Annotated in this window: 15 protein-coding genes and 2 pseudogenes; 13 read left to right on the top strand and 4 right to left on the bottom strand. The window is 43.6% G+C overall.

Annotation, left to right across the window (positions count from 1 at the left end; genetic code table 11):
• From FTV38_RS15060 to FTV38_RS15025, 8 genes are all read left to right on the top strand, one after another.
• Positions 1-258: zinc ribbon domain-containing protein (locus FTV38_RS15060; RefSeq protein WP_180022902.1), on the top strand; the 258-nt coding region annotated here is incomplete at its 5' end.
• 86 nt (positions 259-344) lie between these two features.
• A complete protein-coding gene (gene argA, locus FTV38_RS15055; RefSeq protein ID WP_111886026.1) occupies positions 345-1,697 on the top strand; it encodes an amino-acid N-acetyltransferase in 1,353 nt (450 codons plus the stop codon).
• Between the two features lie 338 nt (positions 1,698-2,035).
• Entirely contained in the window at positions 2,036-2,998 is a 963-nt protein-coding gene (locus tag FTV38_RS15050) for a sulfonate ABC transporter substrate-binding protein (protein WP_180022901.1), read from the top strand.
• 26 nt (positions 2,999-3,024) lie between these two features.
• Complete coding sequence (locus tag FTV38_RS15045) at positions 3,025-4,014, top strand: aliphatic sulfonate ABC transporter substrate-binding protein (protein ID WP_180022900.1); 990 nt, start codon at positions 3,025-3,027, stop codon at positions 4,012-4,014.
• Between the two features lie 33 nt (positions 4,015-4,047).
• Positions 4,048-5,223, top strand: a complete 1,176-nt coding sequence (gene ssuD, locus FTV38_RS15040; protein ID WP_168379803.1) for an FMNH2-dependent alkanesulfonate monooxygenase — start codon at positions 4,048-4,050, stop codon at positions 5,221-5,223.
• Positions 5,223-6,038 (top strand): aliphatic sulfonate ABC transporter permease SsuC, encoded by an 816-nt coding sequence (gene ssuC, locus FTV38_RS15035; RefSeq protein ID WP_078190647.1) that lies wholly within the window; start codon positions 5,223-5,225, stop codon positions 6,036-6,038. The genes ssuD and ssuC overlap by 1 nt, the downstream gene beginning before the upstream one ends.
• A 10-nt stretch (positions 6,039-6,048) precedes the next feature.
• The gene (locus FTV38_RS15030; RefSeq protein ID WP_180022899.1) at positions 6,049-6,855 is read left to right on the top strand and encodes an ABC transporter ATP-binding protein; all 807 of its coding nucleotides are present in this window, start codon (positions 6,049-6,051) and stop codon (positions 6,853-6,855) included.
• A gap of 347 nt (positions 6,856-7,202) precedes the next feature.
• Positions 7,203-7,823 carry a TetR/AcrR family transcriptional regulator gene (locus FTV38_RS15025; RefSeq protein WP_078190649.1) on the top strand — a complete coding sequence of 207 codons (621 nt, stop codon included), beginning with the start codon at positions 7,203-7,205 and terminating at the stop codon, positions 7,821-7,823.
• 69 nt (positions 7,824-7,892) lie between these two features.
• On the opposite strand, the gene FTV38_RS15020 is transcribed toward FTV38_RS15025, so the two are convergent.
• From FTV38_RS15020 to FTV38_RS15010, 3 genes and pseudogenes are all read right to left on the bottom strand, one after another.
• The gene (locus FTV38_RS15020; RefSeq protein ID WP_111886021.1) at positions 7,893-8,459 is read right to left on the bottom strand and encodes a 5'-nucleosidase; all 567 of its coding nucleotides are present in this window, start codon (positions 8,457-8,459) and stop codon (positions 7,893-7,895) included.
• A 117-nt stretch (positions 8,460-8,576) separates the two neighbouring features.
• Complete coding sequence (locus FTV38_RS15015; protein WP_180022898.1) at positions 8,577-9,653, bottom strand: aromatic ring-hydroxylating dioxygenase subunit alpha; 1,077 nt, start codon at positions 9,651-9,653, stop codon at positions 8,577-8,579.
• Between the two features lie 259 nt (positions 9,654-9,912).
• Positions 9,913-11,053: pseudogene (locus FTV38_RS15010) on the bottom strand (TDT family transporter).
• Positions 11,054-11,261: 208 nt separating this feature from the next.
• Here FTV38_RS15010 and ribF point away from each other — a divergent pair.
• From ribF to FTV38_RS14985, 5 genes and pseudogenes are all read left to right on the top strand, one after another.
• Positions 11,262-12,263 (top strand): riboflavin biosynthesis protein RibF, encoded by a 1,002-nt coding sequence (ribF, locus tag FTV38_RS15005; protein ID WP_168379800.1) that lies wholly within the window; start codon positions 11,262-11,264, stop codon positions 12,261-12,263.
• Positions 12,264-12,326: 63 nt separating this feature from the next.
• A complete protein-coding gene (ileS, locus tag FTV38_RS15000; protein ID WP_180022897.1) occupies positions 12,327-15,173 on the top strand; it encodes an isoleucine--tRNA ligase in 2,847 nt (948 codons plus the stop codon).
• A complete protein-coding gene (lspA, locus tag FTV38_RS14995; RefSeq protein WP_078190655.1) occupies positions 15,166-15,705 on the top strand; it encodes a signal peptidase II in 540 nt (179 codons plus the stop codon). The genes ileS and lspA overlap by 8 nt, the downstream gene beginning before the upstream one ends.
• Positions 15,698-16,180 (top strand): peptidylprolyl isomerase, encoded by a 483-nt coding sequence (locus FTV38_RS14990; RefSeq protein WP_078190656.1) that lies wholly within the window; start codon positions 15,698-15,700, stop codon positions 16,178-16,180. Before lspA ends, FTV38_RS14990 begins: the two co-directional genes overlap by 8 nt.
• A 145-nt stretch (positions 16,181-16,325) precedes the next feature.
• Positions 16,326-16,535, top strand: a pseudogene (locus tag FTV38_RS14985) (NADPH-dependent FMN reductase); the annotation flags it as partial.
• An 18-nt stretch (positions 16,536-16,553) separates the two neighbouring features.
• On the opposite strand, the gene FTV38_RS14980 reads toward FTV38_RS14985, so the two are convergent.
• On the bottom strand, positions 16,554-16,663 hold a 110-nt coding region (locus FTV38_RS14980), incomplete at its 5' end, for a zinc ribbon domain-containing protein (protein WP_179994364.1).

Here is a 16,663-nt window from a genome sequence, read left to right as displayed (position 1 = left end):
GCACTAAAAACAATGCTCAAGTATAAATGCGAGAACGCAGGCGTATTGTTTGAAGAAGTCCAAGAAGCCTATACCACCCAAATCTGTTCGTGCTGCGGTGAGATCACCTCAAGTAGTCCAAAAGGTAAGACAGATCTTGGAATAAGAGAATGGGAGTGCATGAGCTGTGGTACAGCTCATGATCGAGATATAAACTCAGCTCTAAACATTCTTGCGCTTGGGCATAAGCGTCTAGCTGTAGGAATCACCCTCGTTTAAGGGGGTGAGGATGTCAAATTTGCTTTCCGCTGTCATATGTTTTTGTTTAGAATCATCCATACCAAAGCGAATAAACAGGCATAGGCATGCAAACGAATATCACTGAACCATCTTCCAGCACAACCTTACAGTATGTGCATTGGTTCCGTCATTCTGCACCCTATATTAATGCGCATCGCAACAAAACCTTTGTCATCATGTTTGATGGTGAAGCGCTGCAACATGAAAATTTTCAACACATTATTCACGATATTGCCTTATTACACTCGCTTGGTATTCGTCTAATTTTGGTGCATGGTGCCCGTCCGCAAATCAATCATAATTTACAAAGCAGCGGCATCCAGACACCGTTTCATCATCATCGTCGCATCACCACTCGCGAATCTTTACCTGCTGTGATGAATGCTGTTGGCTCCATTCGTCTGCAAATTGAAGCCCTCCTATCTATGGGTTTAGCCAACTCACCGATGTACGGCGCGCGTATTGATGTGGTCTCAGGTAATTTAGTCACGGCAAAACCGTATGGCATTCGTGATGGTATCGATTTTCAACTGTCTGGTGAAGTTCGTTCCGTCGATATCGACGCAATTCAACGTCATTTAGAGAGCCAAAACATTGTGGTGCTTGGGCCGACAGGTTATTCCACTACAGGAGAAGTGTTTAATTTATTGGCTGAAGAAGTTGCGACCAAAACCGCGATCAGTTTAAAAGCAGATAAGTTGATTTTCTTGGGCAAACAACACGGTTTGCACAATGAACATGGGCAGCTACAACGCGAAATTACACCTCATCAACTTGATCAGCATATTTTGCAATATCAAGATTCTAATCCCGATATTGCCCTGCATTTAAGCGTTGCTAAAGATGCCTCGTTACAAGGCGTACACCGTGTTCATCTTATTTCATATGCCTATGATGGCGCATTGATCGAAGAATTGTTCACACGTGACGGTTCTGGCACCATGATCACCGATGCGCATTATGAAGAAGTGCGTACTGCCGATATTCAAGATGTTGGTGGCTTAATCAATCTCTTACGCCCTCTCGAACAAGAAGGTATCTTGGTTTATCGCTCACGCGAGCGTTTGGAAAATGAAATTGGACAATTTGCAGTGATTGAACGTGACGGTACGATTTTGGCCTGTGCTGCGTTGTACCCGATTCCTGTCACAGGGAATGAAAAACGCTCTGCTGAAATCGCATGTGTGGCTGTGCATCCGGGGTATCGAAAATCGAATCGCGGTAGCCAAATTTTGCATTATTTAGAAGAAAAAGCGCGAGATTTAGGTATTGAACAATTGTTTATTTTGACCACACGAACAGCGCATTGGTTCCTTGAACAAGGTTTTGAACAAGTCAGTGTCGATGACTTACCGAATGCCCGTCAGGCCTTATACAACTACCAAAGAAACTCATTGGTTTGTAAAAAGTCACTTTAAAGTGGCTTTTTTTATGTGCTGAATAGCATTATTTTGCATAAGGTTATGCCGAATCCATTGGCTACACCCTCAAATCACTTTGCAAGCCACAGAATAACCATATCTGCCATTCAAATAACCCAAATAAATAAAATAATTTCAACAACTTAAAACAATACATTGAAACATTATATGTTTTTATAAAATCATATTTTTTCATAACTTTTGCTGATTTTTATTTATCTTTTTTCCTGATTTTAAATTTAAGTTTTCTTATTTTTTTCGAAAAAGAAAACTCTTTAGCTTATGTGTTTATAAATCAACAGTTCTGCAACTTTAGGCCTTTATAGGAGCAACACATGCGTACGCACAAAGCAAAACTTTGGACAAAAACACTTGTACTGTCTACAGCGGTTGTGGGTGCCATGATGATGTCGGGCTGTGGCAAAAAAGAGGCTGATGAAAATGTCACCTTAAATATTGGCTTCCAAAAATATGGCTTATTGCCAATTTTAAAAGAACGCGGAACCTTAGAAACAGCCTTAAAAAGCCAAGGTGTAAATATCAAATGGGTGGAATTTCCTGCGGGTCCACAGCTGCTTGAAGGGCTCAATGTGGGCAGCGTGTCATTTGGTGAAGTCGGTGAAGCACCGCCTATCTTTGCTCAAGCCGCTCAAACCGATTTGGTTTACATTGCCAACCAACCTGCAGTTCCAAAAGCTGAAGCGTTAATTGTGCAAAAAGATTCGGCTATTCACAGTATTCAGGACTTAAAAGGTAAACGTGTGGCCTTAAACAAAGGCTCAAACGTGCATTACCTGTTGCTCAAGCTGTTGGAAGCCAATCAGCTTAAATTTAGCGACATCAATGTCGTGTATTTACCACCTGCCGACGCACGTGCTGCTTTTGAAAAAGGTGCCGTTGATGCATGGGTAATTTGGGACCCGTTCCTTTCTGCTGCTGAGCATCAACTTAATGCTCGCACCATTGCCAATGGCGAAAACTTGGTGAAGAACTACCAGTTCTATTTGGCCGATCGTAAATTTGCTCAGGAAAATCCAAAAGTGCTGCAAGCTGTGGTGAATGAGTTGAATTTGACCACGCAATGGGTCTCAAAAAATCAAGACGAAGCGGCCAAGTTACTCGAAGGCAAAACCGGCTTAGGTCTAGATGTGCTTAAAACATCTATTTCACGCTTAGGCAATCAAGTGACGCCGATTACTACACAAGTGGCGCAAGAGCAGCAGCAAGTCGCTGATGCGTTTTATAACGAAAAATTAATTCCCAATAAATTAAATATTGAGTCGGCCATTATCAAATAAGCCGACTACAGCATAAGGGCGATGCCATGCGTATTCTAAGAACATTTTCCATACTGACTTTAGCCACTTTGGGCCTTGGACTCAGTGCGTGCCAAAAACAAGAAACAGCACAGCAGGATCGTGAAAAACCAACTGAAACAGCCGTAAAAACCTTGGTTATTGGTTTTCAAAAATCAGCCTTAAATTTGTTGGTTGCCCGTGAACAAAAGCTCTTTGAACAACAATTTCCCGGCGCTCACATTGAGTGGAAGGAGTTCCCTGCTGGCCCACAAATGTTAGAAGCCCTTGCGGTCGGTGCGGTGGATTATGGCTATGTCGGCAACACCCCGCCTATTTTTGCCCAAGCTGCCAATAAAGACCTGAATTATATTGGCTATGAAGTGGTGCCTGAACAGTCGCTTGCTGTCGTGATTCCAGCGGATAGCTCAATCAAAACCATTCAAGAATTACGTGGCAAACGCGTTGCTGTACAAAAAGGCTCGAGTGCGCATGAGTTATTAGCCAAAACTTTAGAAAAAGCCGGTTTGACTTGGAATGACATTCAACCGATTTGGATTCCACCAGCAGATGCACGGGCCGCATTTGATAAAAAATCAATTGATGCATGGGCCATTTGGGATCCGTTTTTATCTGCAGCGGAGTTGGATGCTCAGGCTAAAGTGCTGATTCAATCTGGTGATTTTCCAAAGACCTATTCATTTTATGTGGCAAATCCAAAAGTCGTTCAAGCGCACCCTGATGCCCCAGCTAAATTTTTAAAGGCCTTAGACGCTTCCGATCAGTGGATTGTGAAGAACCAAAATGTGGCTTTAGAGATTTATCAAACCAGCACAGGGCTGCAAAAGAATATTGCTGCGCAAGCCTTTTCACGCCGATCTAAACCATCTCCTGTGCGCTCGCTGACACCCGAGGTCATACAAGCACAGCAAAATATTGCGGACTTATTTAAACAAGTCCAACTGATTCCAAACAACATTCAAGTCCAAAAGCAAGTTTGGACACCTTCATCACATTGATACCCGAGCCATCAAAAATACAAGGAACTGAACATGAAAATTTTCTGGTTTATCCCTACCCACGGTGACAGTCGCTACTTAGGAACAAGTAAAGGTGCACGCCAAGTCGATCATGCCTACATGAAGCAAATTGCAGTAGCGGTGGATAATCTTGGCTATGAAGGCGTTCTGATTCCAACAGGTCGTTCATGTGAAGATCCATGGCTTACAGCTGCAAGCTTGATTGATGCCACTAAAAATTTAAAATTTCTAGTGGCGCTACGTCCGGGGGTGACAACGCCTGCACTGACTGCACGTATGGCTGCAACATTTGACCGTTTATCTGGCGGTCGTATCTTACTGAATTTAGTTACAGGCGGTGATGAGCAAGAACTCAAGGGGGATGGTGTCTATGAAGATCATGCGACGCGTTACCAAACTGCCGCGGAATACACCACCATTTGGCGTGAAATTTTAACCCGTTCACATACTGGTGAAAGCTATACCTTCCATGGCGAACGCCTGAGTGTGGACGACGCCAAATTACTTTATCCACCAGTACAAAAACCATATCCACCGCTGTGGTTTGGCGGTTCTTCGGAGGCTGCTGTTGAATTAGCGACAGATCAAGTTGACACCTATTTGACTTGGGGTGAGCCACCTGCTGCGGTAAAAGAAAAAATTGCAGTAGTGCGTGAAAAAGCCAAAGCCAAAGGGCGTGAACTGAATTATGGCATTCGTTTGCATGTCATTGTACGCGAAACCAATGAAGAGGCATGGAAAGCAGCTGAAGAGCTAATCCAATATGTCGACGATGCCACCATTGCAGCCGCACAAGCCAAGTTCAAAACCATGGACTCTGTAGGACAACGCCGTATGGCTGAACTGCACAATGGCGACCGTAGCAAATTAGAAGTATCGCCAAACTTATGGGCAGGTGTTGGATTGGTTCGTGGTGGTGCAGGTACGGCACTCGTTGGTGATCCTGAAACCGTCGCCGCACGTATCCAAGAATATGCCGATCTCGGGATTAGCACCTTTATTTTCTCTGGTTACCCACACCTTGAAGAGTCTATCCGTTTTGCAGAATTGGTGTTCCCACTACTGCCATTGGAAACACGTCAAAAATTGGTTCAACCTAACCTAACCGGCCCATTTGGTGAGATTGTCGCGAACAACTACACCCCAGATGAAAATAAAAAAGCTGAAAAGATTCAGGAGCCGGCCTAATGTCCAAAACTGTTTCTGTTGAAACCTTCAAAGCACCGAAGGTTTCACGTGGAACACAACTCGGGCAGCGTTTGCTGCCTTGGTTGTTTCCTATTGCATTAATTATTGTATGGCAAATTGCCTCAGTTACAGGGCTATTAGAAAGTCGTATTTTGCCTGCGCCAAGTGCGGTGGTGGTGGCCTTTTGGAACTTACTGATCAGTGGTGAACTGTGGAAGCATGTTCAAATCAGTGCGGGTCGGGCCTTGGTGGGACTTCTAGTCGGCGGTGGTTTAGGTCTTTTTTTAGGGCTGCTAAATGGTTCATCCAAAACAGCATCGACGCTACTCGACACCACGCTGCAAATGATCCGTAACATTCCTGCTCTTGCCCTGATTCCCTTGGTGATTTTATGGTTTGGGATCGATGAATCGGCCAAGCTGTTTTTAGTCGCTATTGGCGTATTCTTTCCCATTTATATCAACACCTATCATGGTATTCGTTCTGTAGACCCTCAACTGATTGAAATGGGCAAAAGCTACGGTTTGAGTGGCTGGCAACTGTATAAAGAAATCATTCTACCGGGGGCGATGCCGTCTATTTTGGTTGGTCTGCGTTTTTCACTCGGGCTCGTTTGGGTTTTGTTGATTGTTGCAGAAACCATTTCTGCACAAGCTGGCATCGGTTATATGACCATGAACGCACGCGAATTTCTACAAACCGACATCGTCTTGGTCGGGATTTTATTGTATGCCCTACTCGGTAAATTAGCCGATGTACTGGCTGTTGCCTTAGAAAAATATTTACTCCGTTGGCACTCGGGTTACCAAAAATAAGGAGCATGTGATGACCGATTTAAGCATAAGCCGTCATGCAGACGACTCAACCCAACCTCAGCGTTCTTCAGTCGAGGATATCAACCCCCATGCGGTGTTGGGCGCAGAGATCCTGATTGAACAACTACACAAATTTTATGGCGATGTTAAAGTCCTTAAAGACCTTGACCTACATATTCAACCCTGTGAATTCTTAGCAATTGTCGGTCGTAGTGGCTGTGGTAAAAGTACCCTGCTTCGCCTCATCGCCGACTTAGAAAAACCGAGTTATGGCGAAATTAAATTTAAGTCTGCACGTCATATTCGTGAAGGCATCACCAGTGATGATATTCGTGTGATGTTCCAAGACCCTCGCCTCCTGCCTTGGCGTAGCATTGAGAAAAATGTACAACTTGGTTTAAGCAAAGACCAACACGCCAATGCTACAGCACTCCTCGAAAAAGTCGGTTTAAAAGACAAAGCGGGGCTTTGGCCAACACAGCTGTCAGGGGGGCAACGTCAACGTACTGCACTGGCACGTGCTTTGTCACATAAACCACGCATTTTGCTGCTAGATGAACCACTGGGTGCGCTCGATGCCTTAACACGTTTAGATATGCAGAATTTGATTGAAAAACTCTGGACTGAACAAGGTTTTACCGCAATTTTGGTCACACATGATGTAAGTGAAGCCGTGCAGTTAGCAGACCGAATTATCTTGCTGGATAAAGGCCATATTGCCAAAGAATTTCGTGTCGATTTGGCCCGTCCACGAAAAAAAGGCATTGAATTTACTGAACTTGAACAACAAGTCTTACAAGCTGTCTTGGCCACTTAAGCTGTACTTGTGCAGGAAATCATCACTTAAACCGTGTGACTTCCTGTCCTGTTCAAGAGCAATATCGCAACAAAACCATGTTTTGCATTGAGGGGAGATTTATCGCCTGTTGACAAATACATCACAAAAATTACGACAAATCATATAAATCCATGACTAAAAATAATGATTTATTTAAATTTCACCCTAAAATGATTATTTGAAATATTATGGCATTCGTCGTATTTATTTGACTGTTGAATAGAATAAACTGCCAAAATTCATAAAATTAAAAACGATGATTGTGCACAAATCTGTTGATTTGCCGTACAATTCAATATTCCCTTTTCATTTTCTTAAAAGAGCTAATGGAACAAAAAAAGAGTACCCAGAAACGCCACCAGTTGCTTAATGCAGCACTGGATGTCTTTTCCCTGTATGGCTTCAATGGCGCCAGCTTGGATGAGATCGCACAGATTGCAGAAATGCATAAATCGAATATTTTCTATTACTATGAAAATAAAGAAGCGCTTTATGTTGAAGTTCTGACAACGGTTCTACAAAAGTGGCTTGCTCCGCTACAAATGTTGGAAGCAGACCTTGAGCCTGAAGAAGCGATCACCAATTATCTATTGCAGAAAATTGAAGTATCTCGTACGCAACCGAAAGCCTCACGTTTGTTCGCACTTGAAGTCATTCAGGGCGCACCACACATTCTTGAAATTTTAAAAGGCCCACTAAAAAAATTAGTGAAACGCAAAGCCAAAGTCATTAGCAACTGGCAAGAGCAAGGTAAAATTTCAAAAGATATTGATCCAGAACTTTTAATTCTGAACATTTGGGCAATTACGCAAAACTATGCTGACTTTGCAACCCAAATGGAAATGGTCACTGGAAAAACCTTACGTAATCGCAGTATGCAACAACGGATTATTCAACATACCGTTCATATGATGCTTTACGGTGTAATTCCACGCCCAGAAAAGTAAATTGAATTGGGTCGAATTGGCATACGACCATAGCATTCTATGGTCGCCGACCGAAATTAGCTAAATGCCTTATTTGACTGTTTGATATAATTTCAATAATTTCTTTGCGCCGAATAATAAATTTTCTTCCCAATCCAGATGCGCTGTGTCATTCGCACCATCGGTAATATATTTTACCGATACAAAGCGAACACCCAGTTTTTTACATACTTTAGCGATTGCGTAGCCTTCCATATCGACAAGATTACACGGTACTTTCGGCAGCCCAGTTTCAAAGCTGTCGCCTGTACCACAAATTCCTTTAGGCAAATGGCTAAACATGCTCTCTGGCTGAATTTCAGCAGGATGATCGGTATCCATCGGCGTCACCCCCACATCAAAACCCAAAGGTGATACATCCATATCCCGTTGTACAAATTGAGCTACTTCAACCAAAGCATGTGCATCAAAATGTGAACTTCCCGCAGTGCCCAAATTCAGCAAAGTATGACATCCGGTTTTTTGAATCACATCAAAGGCTTTAAATGCGGCATTGACTTTACCAATACCACTGTAATGTACTTCAATGCCTGCGGCTTCAAACAAGCCTTTAGATTCACTCGGCAGTGCCATAATTAAAGCGATTTGCTGACGCATAGCGGTCTCCTCAAATTGATGCCTTCATATAGCATACATTTGCACGTGCGCAGAAAAAATCATCTTCAAAAATCACATTGCTCAGAAAATAAATTCCTCACGCAGATTTGAATGCTATCAAATTTGAAATTGCATCGGCCGCTTGCCAATAAAAGATGGTACCAATTGTTGGTCATGACGTAAGGCATCTAAAATCTTCTCTAAGGCAATATGTGCCATATCCCCTCGTACACTATGCGAATGGGTCATCGGCATATGCTCGATGCCAGCTCTTCGCGCTGACAAAATTTTAATGTCTTGTTTGTTGACCACCCAAGTATAGGCATTCACAGCCGGCATCAATGCCTTAGACAACAATTTTGGAATCGGAAATTTATAACTGACACAGGTATAAACCCGTGACTCATACGGCCCCACAGGGCTAATCAGACTATTAAACACCATGCCCGATGGCTCTCCCCAATGGTATTCCACCAAGGTAATATTCGGCGCGATAAAACTGTCGCGGTGGACCTGTTCAGCACCATGCGGATTGGTCAGCCATGGCATCATGCCGACATCTGCATCATGGTCATGATAGTCAACGACTACTTTGCGCGGCCCGACATCTATGGTGGCATCCACGGCTTTTCCCGACTCTGAACGAAACCAGCCTTCATGGACAAATATGGTATGGGTTACATCCATTATATTCTGTGCAACAGCGCCCATCTCGCCATCATAACTGCCGACCATGTAATAGCTGACCCAGCCGGCTTGATCATAAAACGGTAATTTAAATATTTCCGGGCGTTCCTGTTTGGGCTTTTCACCGAGATAAATCCATACCACCCCATCTTGCTCACATACATCAAAACTACGCTGTTTAAAGGGATGCGGTTTTTCTGGAAAAAATTGTCCATTGACACTAGGAATATGCGCCACATGCCCATCGCCCTGATACGACCAACCATGATATGGACATGTCACGCAGCCATCGGTCATTTTACCCTTAGACAAAGGCACACCACGATGCACACATTGATCGAGCAATGCAGCGGCTGTTCCATCTTTTTGTCGGAACAGAACAAATTTTTTACCATACAGGGTGGCTGAAAAAGGCTGATCTTTTTTGAGTTCTTTAGAGGTACAAGCGACGTACCATTCTTCTAATAATCCTTTGGCATCATCCCAAAAACGGGTTTGATTACACATAATTCGATCCTTATTTTTATCTTTTTTGTTTTAATCCATAATCCTTACTCTAGCACCTACACTACAAGCAAGTTTATATCTCGAAACCTGTTGATCTCTTAAAAATACGCGCAAATTTTATACATGAATGTTTTGCTTGGATAGCAAAATAACGTAACTGCATCACACGCTTGCAGAAGCTCTATATTTGTTTGCTGAAATCCGTCAAAGCCAACGCGCTATATTTTTCTTCAACGGATTTACATTCACCCGACATAATTTAAGATGTGCTCTGAGCATCACAATACGCTTTTAAACACGGAGAAAAAAATAAGCTGCCACGATAAAACCCTTGTATAGTTTTCAGCATCACCAATAACCAAAGCGTACAGAGCAAAACTGCAAAAAAGGTGCCGCACTGTTGGATAGCATTTAATTGCGTATGTTCCGCCAAATTGATGACCGCCAAACTAAAAACGCCGAATGGAAATGTCATCGCCCACCACCCGAGATTAAAGGGTAAATCTCGTAAATGTTTTAGCGTGATGAGTATAGCGATTCCAAACCACCATACACCAAATCCGAGCAGAACAAGGGCTGCGAACACGCCGCCTTGAAGCAACACCTGTCCTAAATCTGCCAAGTCTACTGCTGTCAAAATACGTGGGGCTTGCTCGCCCAAAAGTAACAGCGCTAAAGCCCCTGTCCCAATCGGTCCTAAGGCCAACCAACTGCTGATCGCCATTTCCTTACTTGGCAATTGATGTAAAGCCAGACGCAGCAACAAGATGCTTAAGATGGCAAATGCAGGAAATACTGAGATCCCCCAAAGCAGATAACTCCCCAGCAAAATATGGACAGAATGGGCCTGTGCAGGTAAATGCGCCAACAATAAACCGCCTGAACTGGCAACCACCTCGCAAGCCACTATCGGCAATAACCATACTGCGGTCATGCCTTGCAGCGCATGTTGCTGACGACTAAACATCAGAAATGGAACACACCATGCAATCGCTATTGACATCAACACATCGACATACCATAAATATTCAGCCCATGTGATGATGCTCATGCCCAAAAACTCTGTGTATAGCGTGGTGCCAAATTTCAATGCGCCATTGATCAGGGTTGCCAGTGCCATGAGGATCGCCCCAAGAAATAAACTCATCACTGGATGCTGGAAAATCTGCTTGTGGGTACAATATCCATCGGCTGAGATACATCCCACTAAACAATATGAACAACACGATGCTGATCTGCCACAGCGCTGCTCCGAAGGACCACATCCACTGCGGCGCCACCGCTATAGATGGTAAAATGAGGGCCACCACACCTGTGCCCATCACCACCGTAAACCAGTTTGGGGTGAAATGACGAATCAAGTCTTGTTTATGCTGGAGTTGATAAAATGGCATTTTCATCGCATGATGCTCATCAAAATGGAATGTCTATAGTTTAAGCACACCATTAAATAAGAAAAATTGATTAATATTTATTTTTATAATTTATTTTATTGATAGTAAATTCATCTCTGCATAAAAAAACTTGAGTAAAAACACAACAACAAGACGAACGCAGAAGATTATGGCAATATATAGCCCTCAAACATTTTCAACAATTGATTCGCCCATGAAGCTGCTCCGTCTGAATGCTTTAGCGCCCCACTTAGAACTCCCCAAAACTGCCGTGACCATTGGCAATTTTGATGGTGTACATTTGGGTCATCAAGCGATGGTCAGCCAGCTCAAAGACATAGCACAGCAACAAAACTTAAAAACAGCTGTGATGATTTTTGAGCCACAACCGCTTGAATTCTTTAAAGCTTATGATGCACCGCCTCGAATCAGTTCACTACGTGAAAAAGTCGAATATTTAACTGAACTGGGCGTCGACTATATTGTGGTGGCGAAATTTGACAATGCCTTTCGTAATCTCAGCGCCGAAGAATTTGCCGATATTTTAAAAAATAAACTCAATACACAAAGTTTAGTTTTGGGCGAAGATCATCACTTTGGCAAAAACCGCCAAGGCAATAGCGAATTTTTACGCCAATACGGCTTCCAAGTCACAGCCCTGCAAAATGTCGAAGTTGATGGCGAACGTGTCAGTTCGACACTGGTTCGTCAGACATTACAAGCAGGCGACCTTGCCCATGCCGCAAAACTTTTAGGTCGTCCTTATAGCATCACCGGTCGTGTGCAGTATGGCGATCAAATCGGTCGCACCATTAATTTTCCTACCATTAATGTGCGTTTAAACCGTCATAAACCTTGTTTAAATGGCATTTATGCAGTCGATGTCATTTGTGAAACCGAATCTTTAACAGATAAAGTAAAAAACGAAAATGCTGACAAATTAGGGGTTGCAGGTTATGCACCCTCTGCCCTGTTTGGTGCAGGGCATGTTGGTACGCGTCCCGCAATTAAACAGGAACATCCTGAATGGCGATTAGAAGTACATTTTCCTGATGTTTCTGCTAATCTGTATGGCCTGTTAATGCGGGTGACGTTCTTGAACTTTTTACATGGCGAAAAGGACTACCCTTCGCTTGAAGCACTGAAAGCCGGAATTGATGACGACGTCGAAAAGCTCCTTGAGTTTCGAGGTCAGCACCCTCATTTCCCCTTTTAAACCCCGATTATTTATTGTAAAACGCGTCAGTCAACGGGCTGATAAATTTGGAAGACAACTTGCATGAGCGATAAGCAAACTCCTGAAAATGCAGTGGATTATAAAGCCACGCTAAACCTCCCAGGTACTGAATTTGCGATGAAAGCAAATCTCGCAGTACGTGAAGCGAAATGGTTAGAAGAGTGGTATGCCGACAACATTTATCAGCAGATTCGTGCATCGCGTATTGGCAAGAAAAAATATGTGCTTCATGACGGCCCTCCATACGCAAATGGCCAAATTCACTTAGGCCATGCGGTGAATAAAGTCCTCAAAGACATCATCATCAAAAGCCGTGTAATGGACGGTTTTGACGCACCGTATGTACCAGGCTGGGACTGTCACGGTCTTCCAATCGAACTGAAAGTTGAAGAAAAAGTCGGTAAAGTCGGCGTGAAAGTAGATGCCTCAACTTTCCGTAAAGCCTGCCGTGAATATGCCTACACCCAAGTTGAATTACAGAAAAAAGACTTCGTGCGTATGGGTGTGTTTGGTGATTGGGACAACCCTTACCTCACCATGAACTTCAAACAAGAAGCCGACATCGTTCGTTCGCTCGGTGAAATTGCCAAAGCAGGCCATATTGAGCCGGGTCTTAAACCTGTGAACTGGTGTTTGGACTGTGGTTCTGCCTTAGCTGAAGCTGAAGTGGAATACGAAGACAAAAAATCAGATGCGATTGACGTTGGTTTTAGCGTTGTTGATTTGGCTGATTTATCTGCACGCCTAGGTGTTACAGTTAGCGATTCTACAGATATCGTAATCTGGACAACTACGCCTTGGACCATGCCTGCCAACCAAGCGGTTGCTCTACACGCTGAACTTGAATACCAATTGGTGAAAGCAACCGGCGAAGACAAAGCAGCGCAAAACTTCATCCTTGCAAAATCATTAGTTGAATCTGCAACTCAGCGTTATGGTTTTAACGCAGTAGAAGTGATTGCTGAATTTGCTGGTGCAAAACTTGAAAATCTAGTACTACAACATCCGTTAATTGCTGAACGCCAAGTGCCAGTGATTTTGGGTGAGCATGTCACAGACGGCAGTGGTACAGGTGCTGTGCATACCGCGCCAGGCCATGGTGTGGACGACTATAAAGTTGGCTTACAGTACAACCTGAAAGTCGACAATCCAGTTGGCGGCAACGGTGTATATTTACCGACTGCGCCAATTTTTGCAGGCGAACACATCTACAAAGCCAATCCAAAAATCATTGCTGCTTTAACCGAAGCAGGCAAACTTTGGGCACATGTGGTGATCAAACATAGCTACCCACATTGCTGGCGCCATAAAACACCGATTATCTTCCGTGCAACACCGCAATGGTTCATCAGCATGGATGCAAAAGGTTTACGCCAAGGTGCATTGAACGCGATTGAAAATGACATCAGCTTCGTACCGGATTGGGGTAAAAACCGTATCCAATCGATGATTGAAGGTCGTCCAGATTGGTGTATCTCACGTCAACGTACATGGGGCGTGCCAATTCCATTCTTCGTGCATAAAGACACCAACGAACTTCACCCGCGTACGCCTGAGCTGATCGAAGAAGTGGCGAAGCTGATTGAACAAGAAGGTATTGACGGTTGGTATAACCGTGATGCATCTGAGTTTATCGGTGCAGATGCAGAGCAGTATAATGCGGTTCGTGACACTCTAGACGTTTGGTTTGACTCTGGAACAACACACTTTGCCGTACTTCGTGAACGTGAAGAATTGCAAGACCCTGCTGACTTGTACCTTGAAGGTTCTGACCAACATCGTGGCTGGTTCCAATCTTCATTGTTAACATCTATGGCGATTAATAACCGCGCACCGTACAAAGGCTTATTGACTCACGGCTTCGTTGTGGATGAGAAAGGCCGCAAAATGTCGAAGTCGATCGGTAACGTGATCACTCCGCAAGACATCATTAAAGACATGGGTGCAGATGGTCTACGTTTCTGGATCGCGTCTGCAGACTACCGTTATGAAATGACTGCAGGTAAAGAAATCTTCAGCCGTGCATCAGATGGTTACCGCCGTATCCGTAATACGTTGCGTTTCTTGTTGGCTAACTTGAATGGCTTCAAACCATCGACTGATGCTTTGCCTGTCGATCAATTGATCGCGCTTGATCAATACATCTTGCAACGTGCTGCGGAAGTACAAAAAACTATTCAACAAGCTTATGAAGATATGAACTTCCATATCGTGACTAGCGCATTGACCAACTTCTGTATTAATGACTTGGGTGGTTTCTACCTCGACATCATCAAAGACCGTCAGTACACCACCAAAGCAGACTCAGCAGCGCGTCATTCTGCACAAACGGCGTTGTATCACTTGGTTCAGGCCTTTGTCCGTTGGATGTCTCCTATCTTGAGCTTTACCGCACAAGAAGCTTGGCCGTTGATTCCAGAGCAATCTGAGAAATATGTATTTACTGCGGAGTGGTATGACATTCCTGTAGCCTCTACAGCGAATCTGGTGACTGAAGCTGAATGGCAAACCTTGATCACCGTTAAATCTGCAGTGAACAAGTTTATTGAAGCTGCACGTACTGCAAAAACTGTGGGTTCAAACTTGTCTGCCAAAGTTGAACTTTGGGCCAATGCTGAGCTGAAAGCTGTTTTAGACAAATTCGGTGAAGAACTGCGTTTTGTCCTCATCACTTCTCAAGTGATTGTCAATGCGTTTGATGCAGCGCAAGGTGAAGCCTCTGACCTTGATGGTTTAAATGTCAAAGTCTCTGCTGCTGACGGTGAAAAATGTGCACGCTGCTGGCATGTACTGCCAGATGTGAATACACATCACGAACATCCAGGTCTTTGTTCTCGTTGTATTATTAACCTTCCTACAGGTCAAGGCGAAGAGAGAAAATATGCCTAATCCACAAGAAAAAAAGGGCTTCTTTCAATTCTACCCACACAATTTAGTGTGGGTGGGCTTATCCATTGTTGCCATTATTTTGGATCAATGGACCAAATGGATTGCAAGTACACATCTGAACTACGCAGATCCTGTACCTGTCATGCCCTTTTTAAACTGGACATTACTACATAACTATGGCGCTGCCTTTAGTTTCTTGTCCGATGCCGGTGGATGGCAACGTTATTTCTTTACTTCACTCGCAGGACTTGTGTCTGTCATTTTTGTATTTTGGCTCATGCGTATGCCAAAAAACGTGAAAGTCCTTCCGATTGCCATTGCCCTGATTTTAGGCGGCGCAATCGGCAACTTAATTGACCGCGTATCTTTAGGTTATGTGGTGGATTTCATTCACGTGTATTACAACAACAGCCACTTTCCTGCATTTAATATTGCAGACAGTGCCATTACATTAGGCACGATTCTGCTTCTTATCGATACGTTTTTCTTAGAAAAACACCGAATTCAACGTGCGGAAGCGCAAAATGACTGATTTTATCAATCCTAACGAGGAAACTCGTATTGAAGAAGGTTCTAAAGTAGACCTTCACTTTTCTGTTGCTATTGAAAATGGCGTAGAAATTGACAATACCCGTAGCCGTGCTGAACCTGTCAGCCTTGTCATGGGTGATGGCAGCTTATTACCGGGTTTTGAGAAAGCTTTATTCGGTTTACGTGCAGGTGACCGCCGTACTGTGAGCCTTCCTCCTGAAGATGCTTTTGGTCCATGGAACCCGGAAAACGTACAAAAATTTGATACTGTCAAATTTGAGCAACGTCCTGTTGAAGGCCATATGATTGAGTTTGAAGATAAAGCCAAACAAAGTCTGTATGGAGTGATCAAAACTGTAGGTGAAGACATTACCGAAGTTGATTTCAACCACCCTCTAGCCGGTAAAAATATCACCTTTGAAGTTGAAATTTTCAAAGTGACCCCTGCCGGTCAACAAGGCGTGAAACTGATCTAAGTTTCAGCAAATAAAAAGCTCCTTCGGGAGCTTTTTTTATCACTATTTTTATAACTATCAATCGACTCGATACATTTTCTGTATATGCAACAGATTGAATTCATATTAATTTAATGCAAGACTTTAAAACAAGACGGGAAATATGATGAAACTGCATATTATTGTCGGCAGTGTCCGCGAAGGCCGTACGGCAATTAAAATTGCCAACTGGCTACTTTCAGAAATCGAAAGCTATGACTACAGTACCGTAGAAACTGAAATTGTCGATTTAAAAGAATGGGATCTGCCTATTTTTGCAGGCGCACATCCACCATTAACCGGGATTTATGACCAACCCAAACAACAAGCATGGGCAGTTGACATCCTCCCCCCCTTAAAAGAGGGTGATTCCTACAGCTAGACGCTTATGCCCAAGCGCAAGAATGTTTAGAGCTGAGTTTATATCTCGATCATGAGCTGTACCACAGCTCATGCACTCCCATT

The organism is Acinetobacter sp. YH16044, assembly GCF_013417145.1.
Classification (GTDB): domain Bacteria; phylum Pseudomonadota; class Gammaproteobacteria; order Pseudomonadales; family Moraxellaceae; genus Acinetobacter; species Acinetobacter amyesii.
The sequence above is the reverse complement of the archived record's forward strand: the minus strand, read 5'-3'. Positions and strand labels throughout refer to the sequence as shown.

Excerpts from the sequence above, each read along its gene's own strand:
- argA (WP_111886026.1), top strand. The coding sequence starts at position 345 with ATGCAAACGAATATCACTGAACCATCTTCCAGCACAACCTTACAGTAT.
- FTV38_RS15050 (WP_180022901.1), top strand. The coding sequence starts at position 2,036 with ATGCGTACGCACAAAGCAAAACTTTGGACAAAAACACTTGTACTGTCT.
- FTV38_RS15045 (WP_180022900.1), top strand. The coding sequence starts at position 3,025 with ATGCGTATTCTAAGAACATTTTCCATACTGACTTTAGCCACTTTGGGC.
- ssuD (WP_168379803.1), top strand. The coding sequence starts at position 4,048 with ATGAAAATTTTCTGGTTTATCCCTACCCACGGTGACAGTCGCTACTTA.
- ssuC (WP_078190647.1), top strand. The coding sequence starts at position 5,223 with ATGTCCAAAACTGTTTCTGTTGAAACCTTCAAAGCACCGAAGGTTTCA.
- FTV38_RS15030 (WP_180022899.1), top strand. The coding sequence starts at position 6,049 with ATGACCGATTTAAGCATAAGCCGTCATGCAGACGACTCAACCCAACCT.
- FTV38_RS15025 (WP_078190649.1), top strand. The coding sequence starts at position 7,203 with ATGGAACAAAAAAAGAGTACCCAGAAACGCCACCAGTTGCTTAATGCA.
- FTV38_RS15020 (WP_111886021.1), bottom strand. The coding sequence starts at position 8,459 with ATGCGTCAGCAAATCGCTTTAATTATGGCACTGCCGAGTGAATCTAAA.
- FTV38_RS15015 (WP_180022898.1), bottom strand. The coding sequence starts at position 9,653 with ATGTGTAATCAAACCCGTTTTTGGGATGATGCCAAAGGATTATTAGAA.
- ribF (WP_168379800.1), top strand. The coding sequence starts at position 11,262 with ATGAAGCTGCTCCGTCTGAATGCTTTAGCGCCCCACTTAGAACTCCCC.
- ileS (WP_180022897.1), top strand. The coding sequence starts at position 12,327 with ATGAGCGATAAGCAAACTCCTGAAAATGCAGTGGATTATAAAGCCACG.
- lspA (WP_078190655.1), top strand. The coding sequence starts at position 15,166 with ATGCCTAATCCACAAGAAAAAAAGGGCTTCTTTCAATTCTACCCACAC.
- FTV38_RS14990 (WP_078190656.1), top strand. The coding sequence starts at position 15,698 with ATGACTGATTTTATCAATCCTAACGAGGAAACTCGTATTGAAGAAGGT.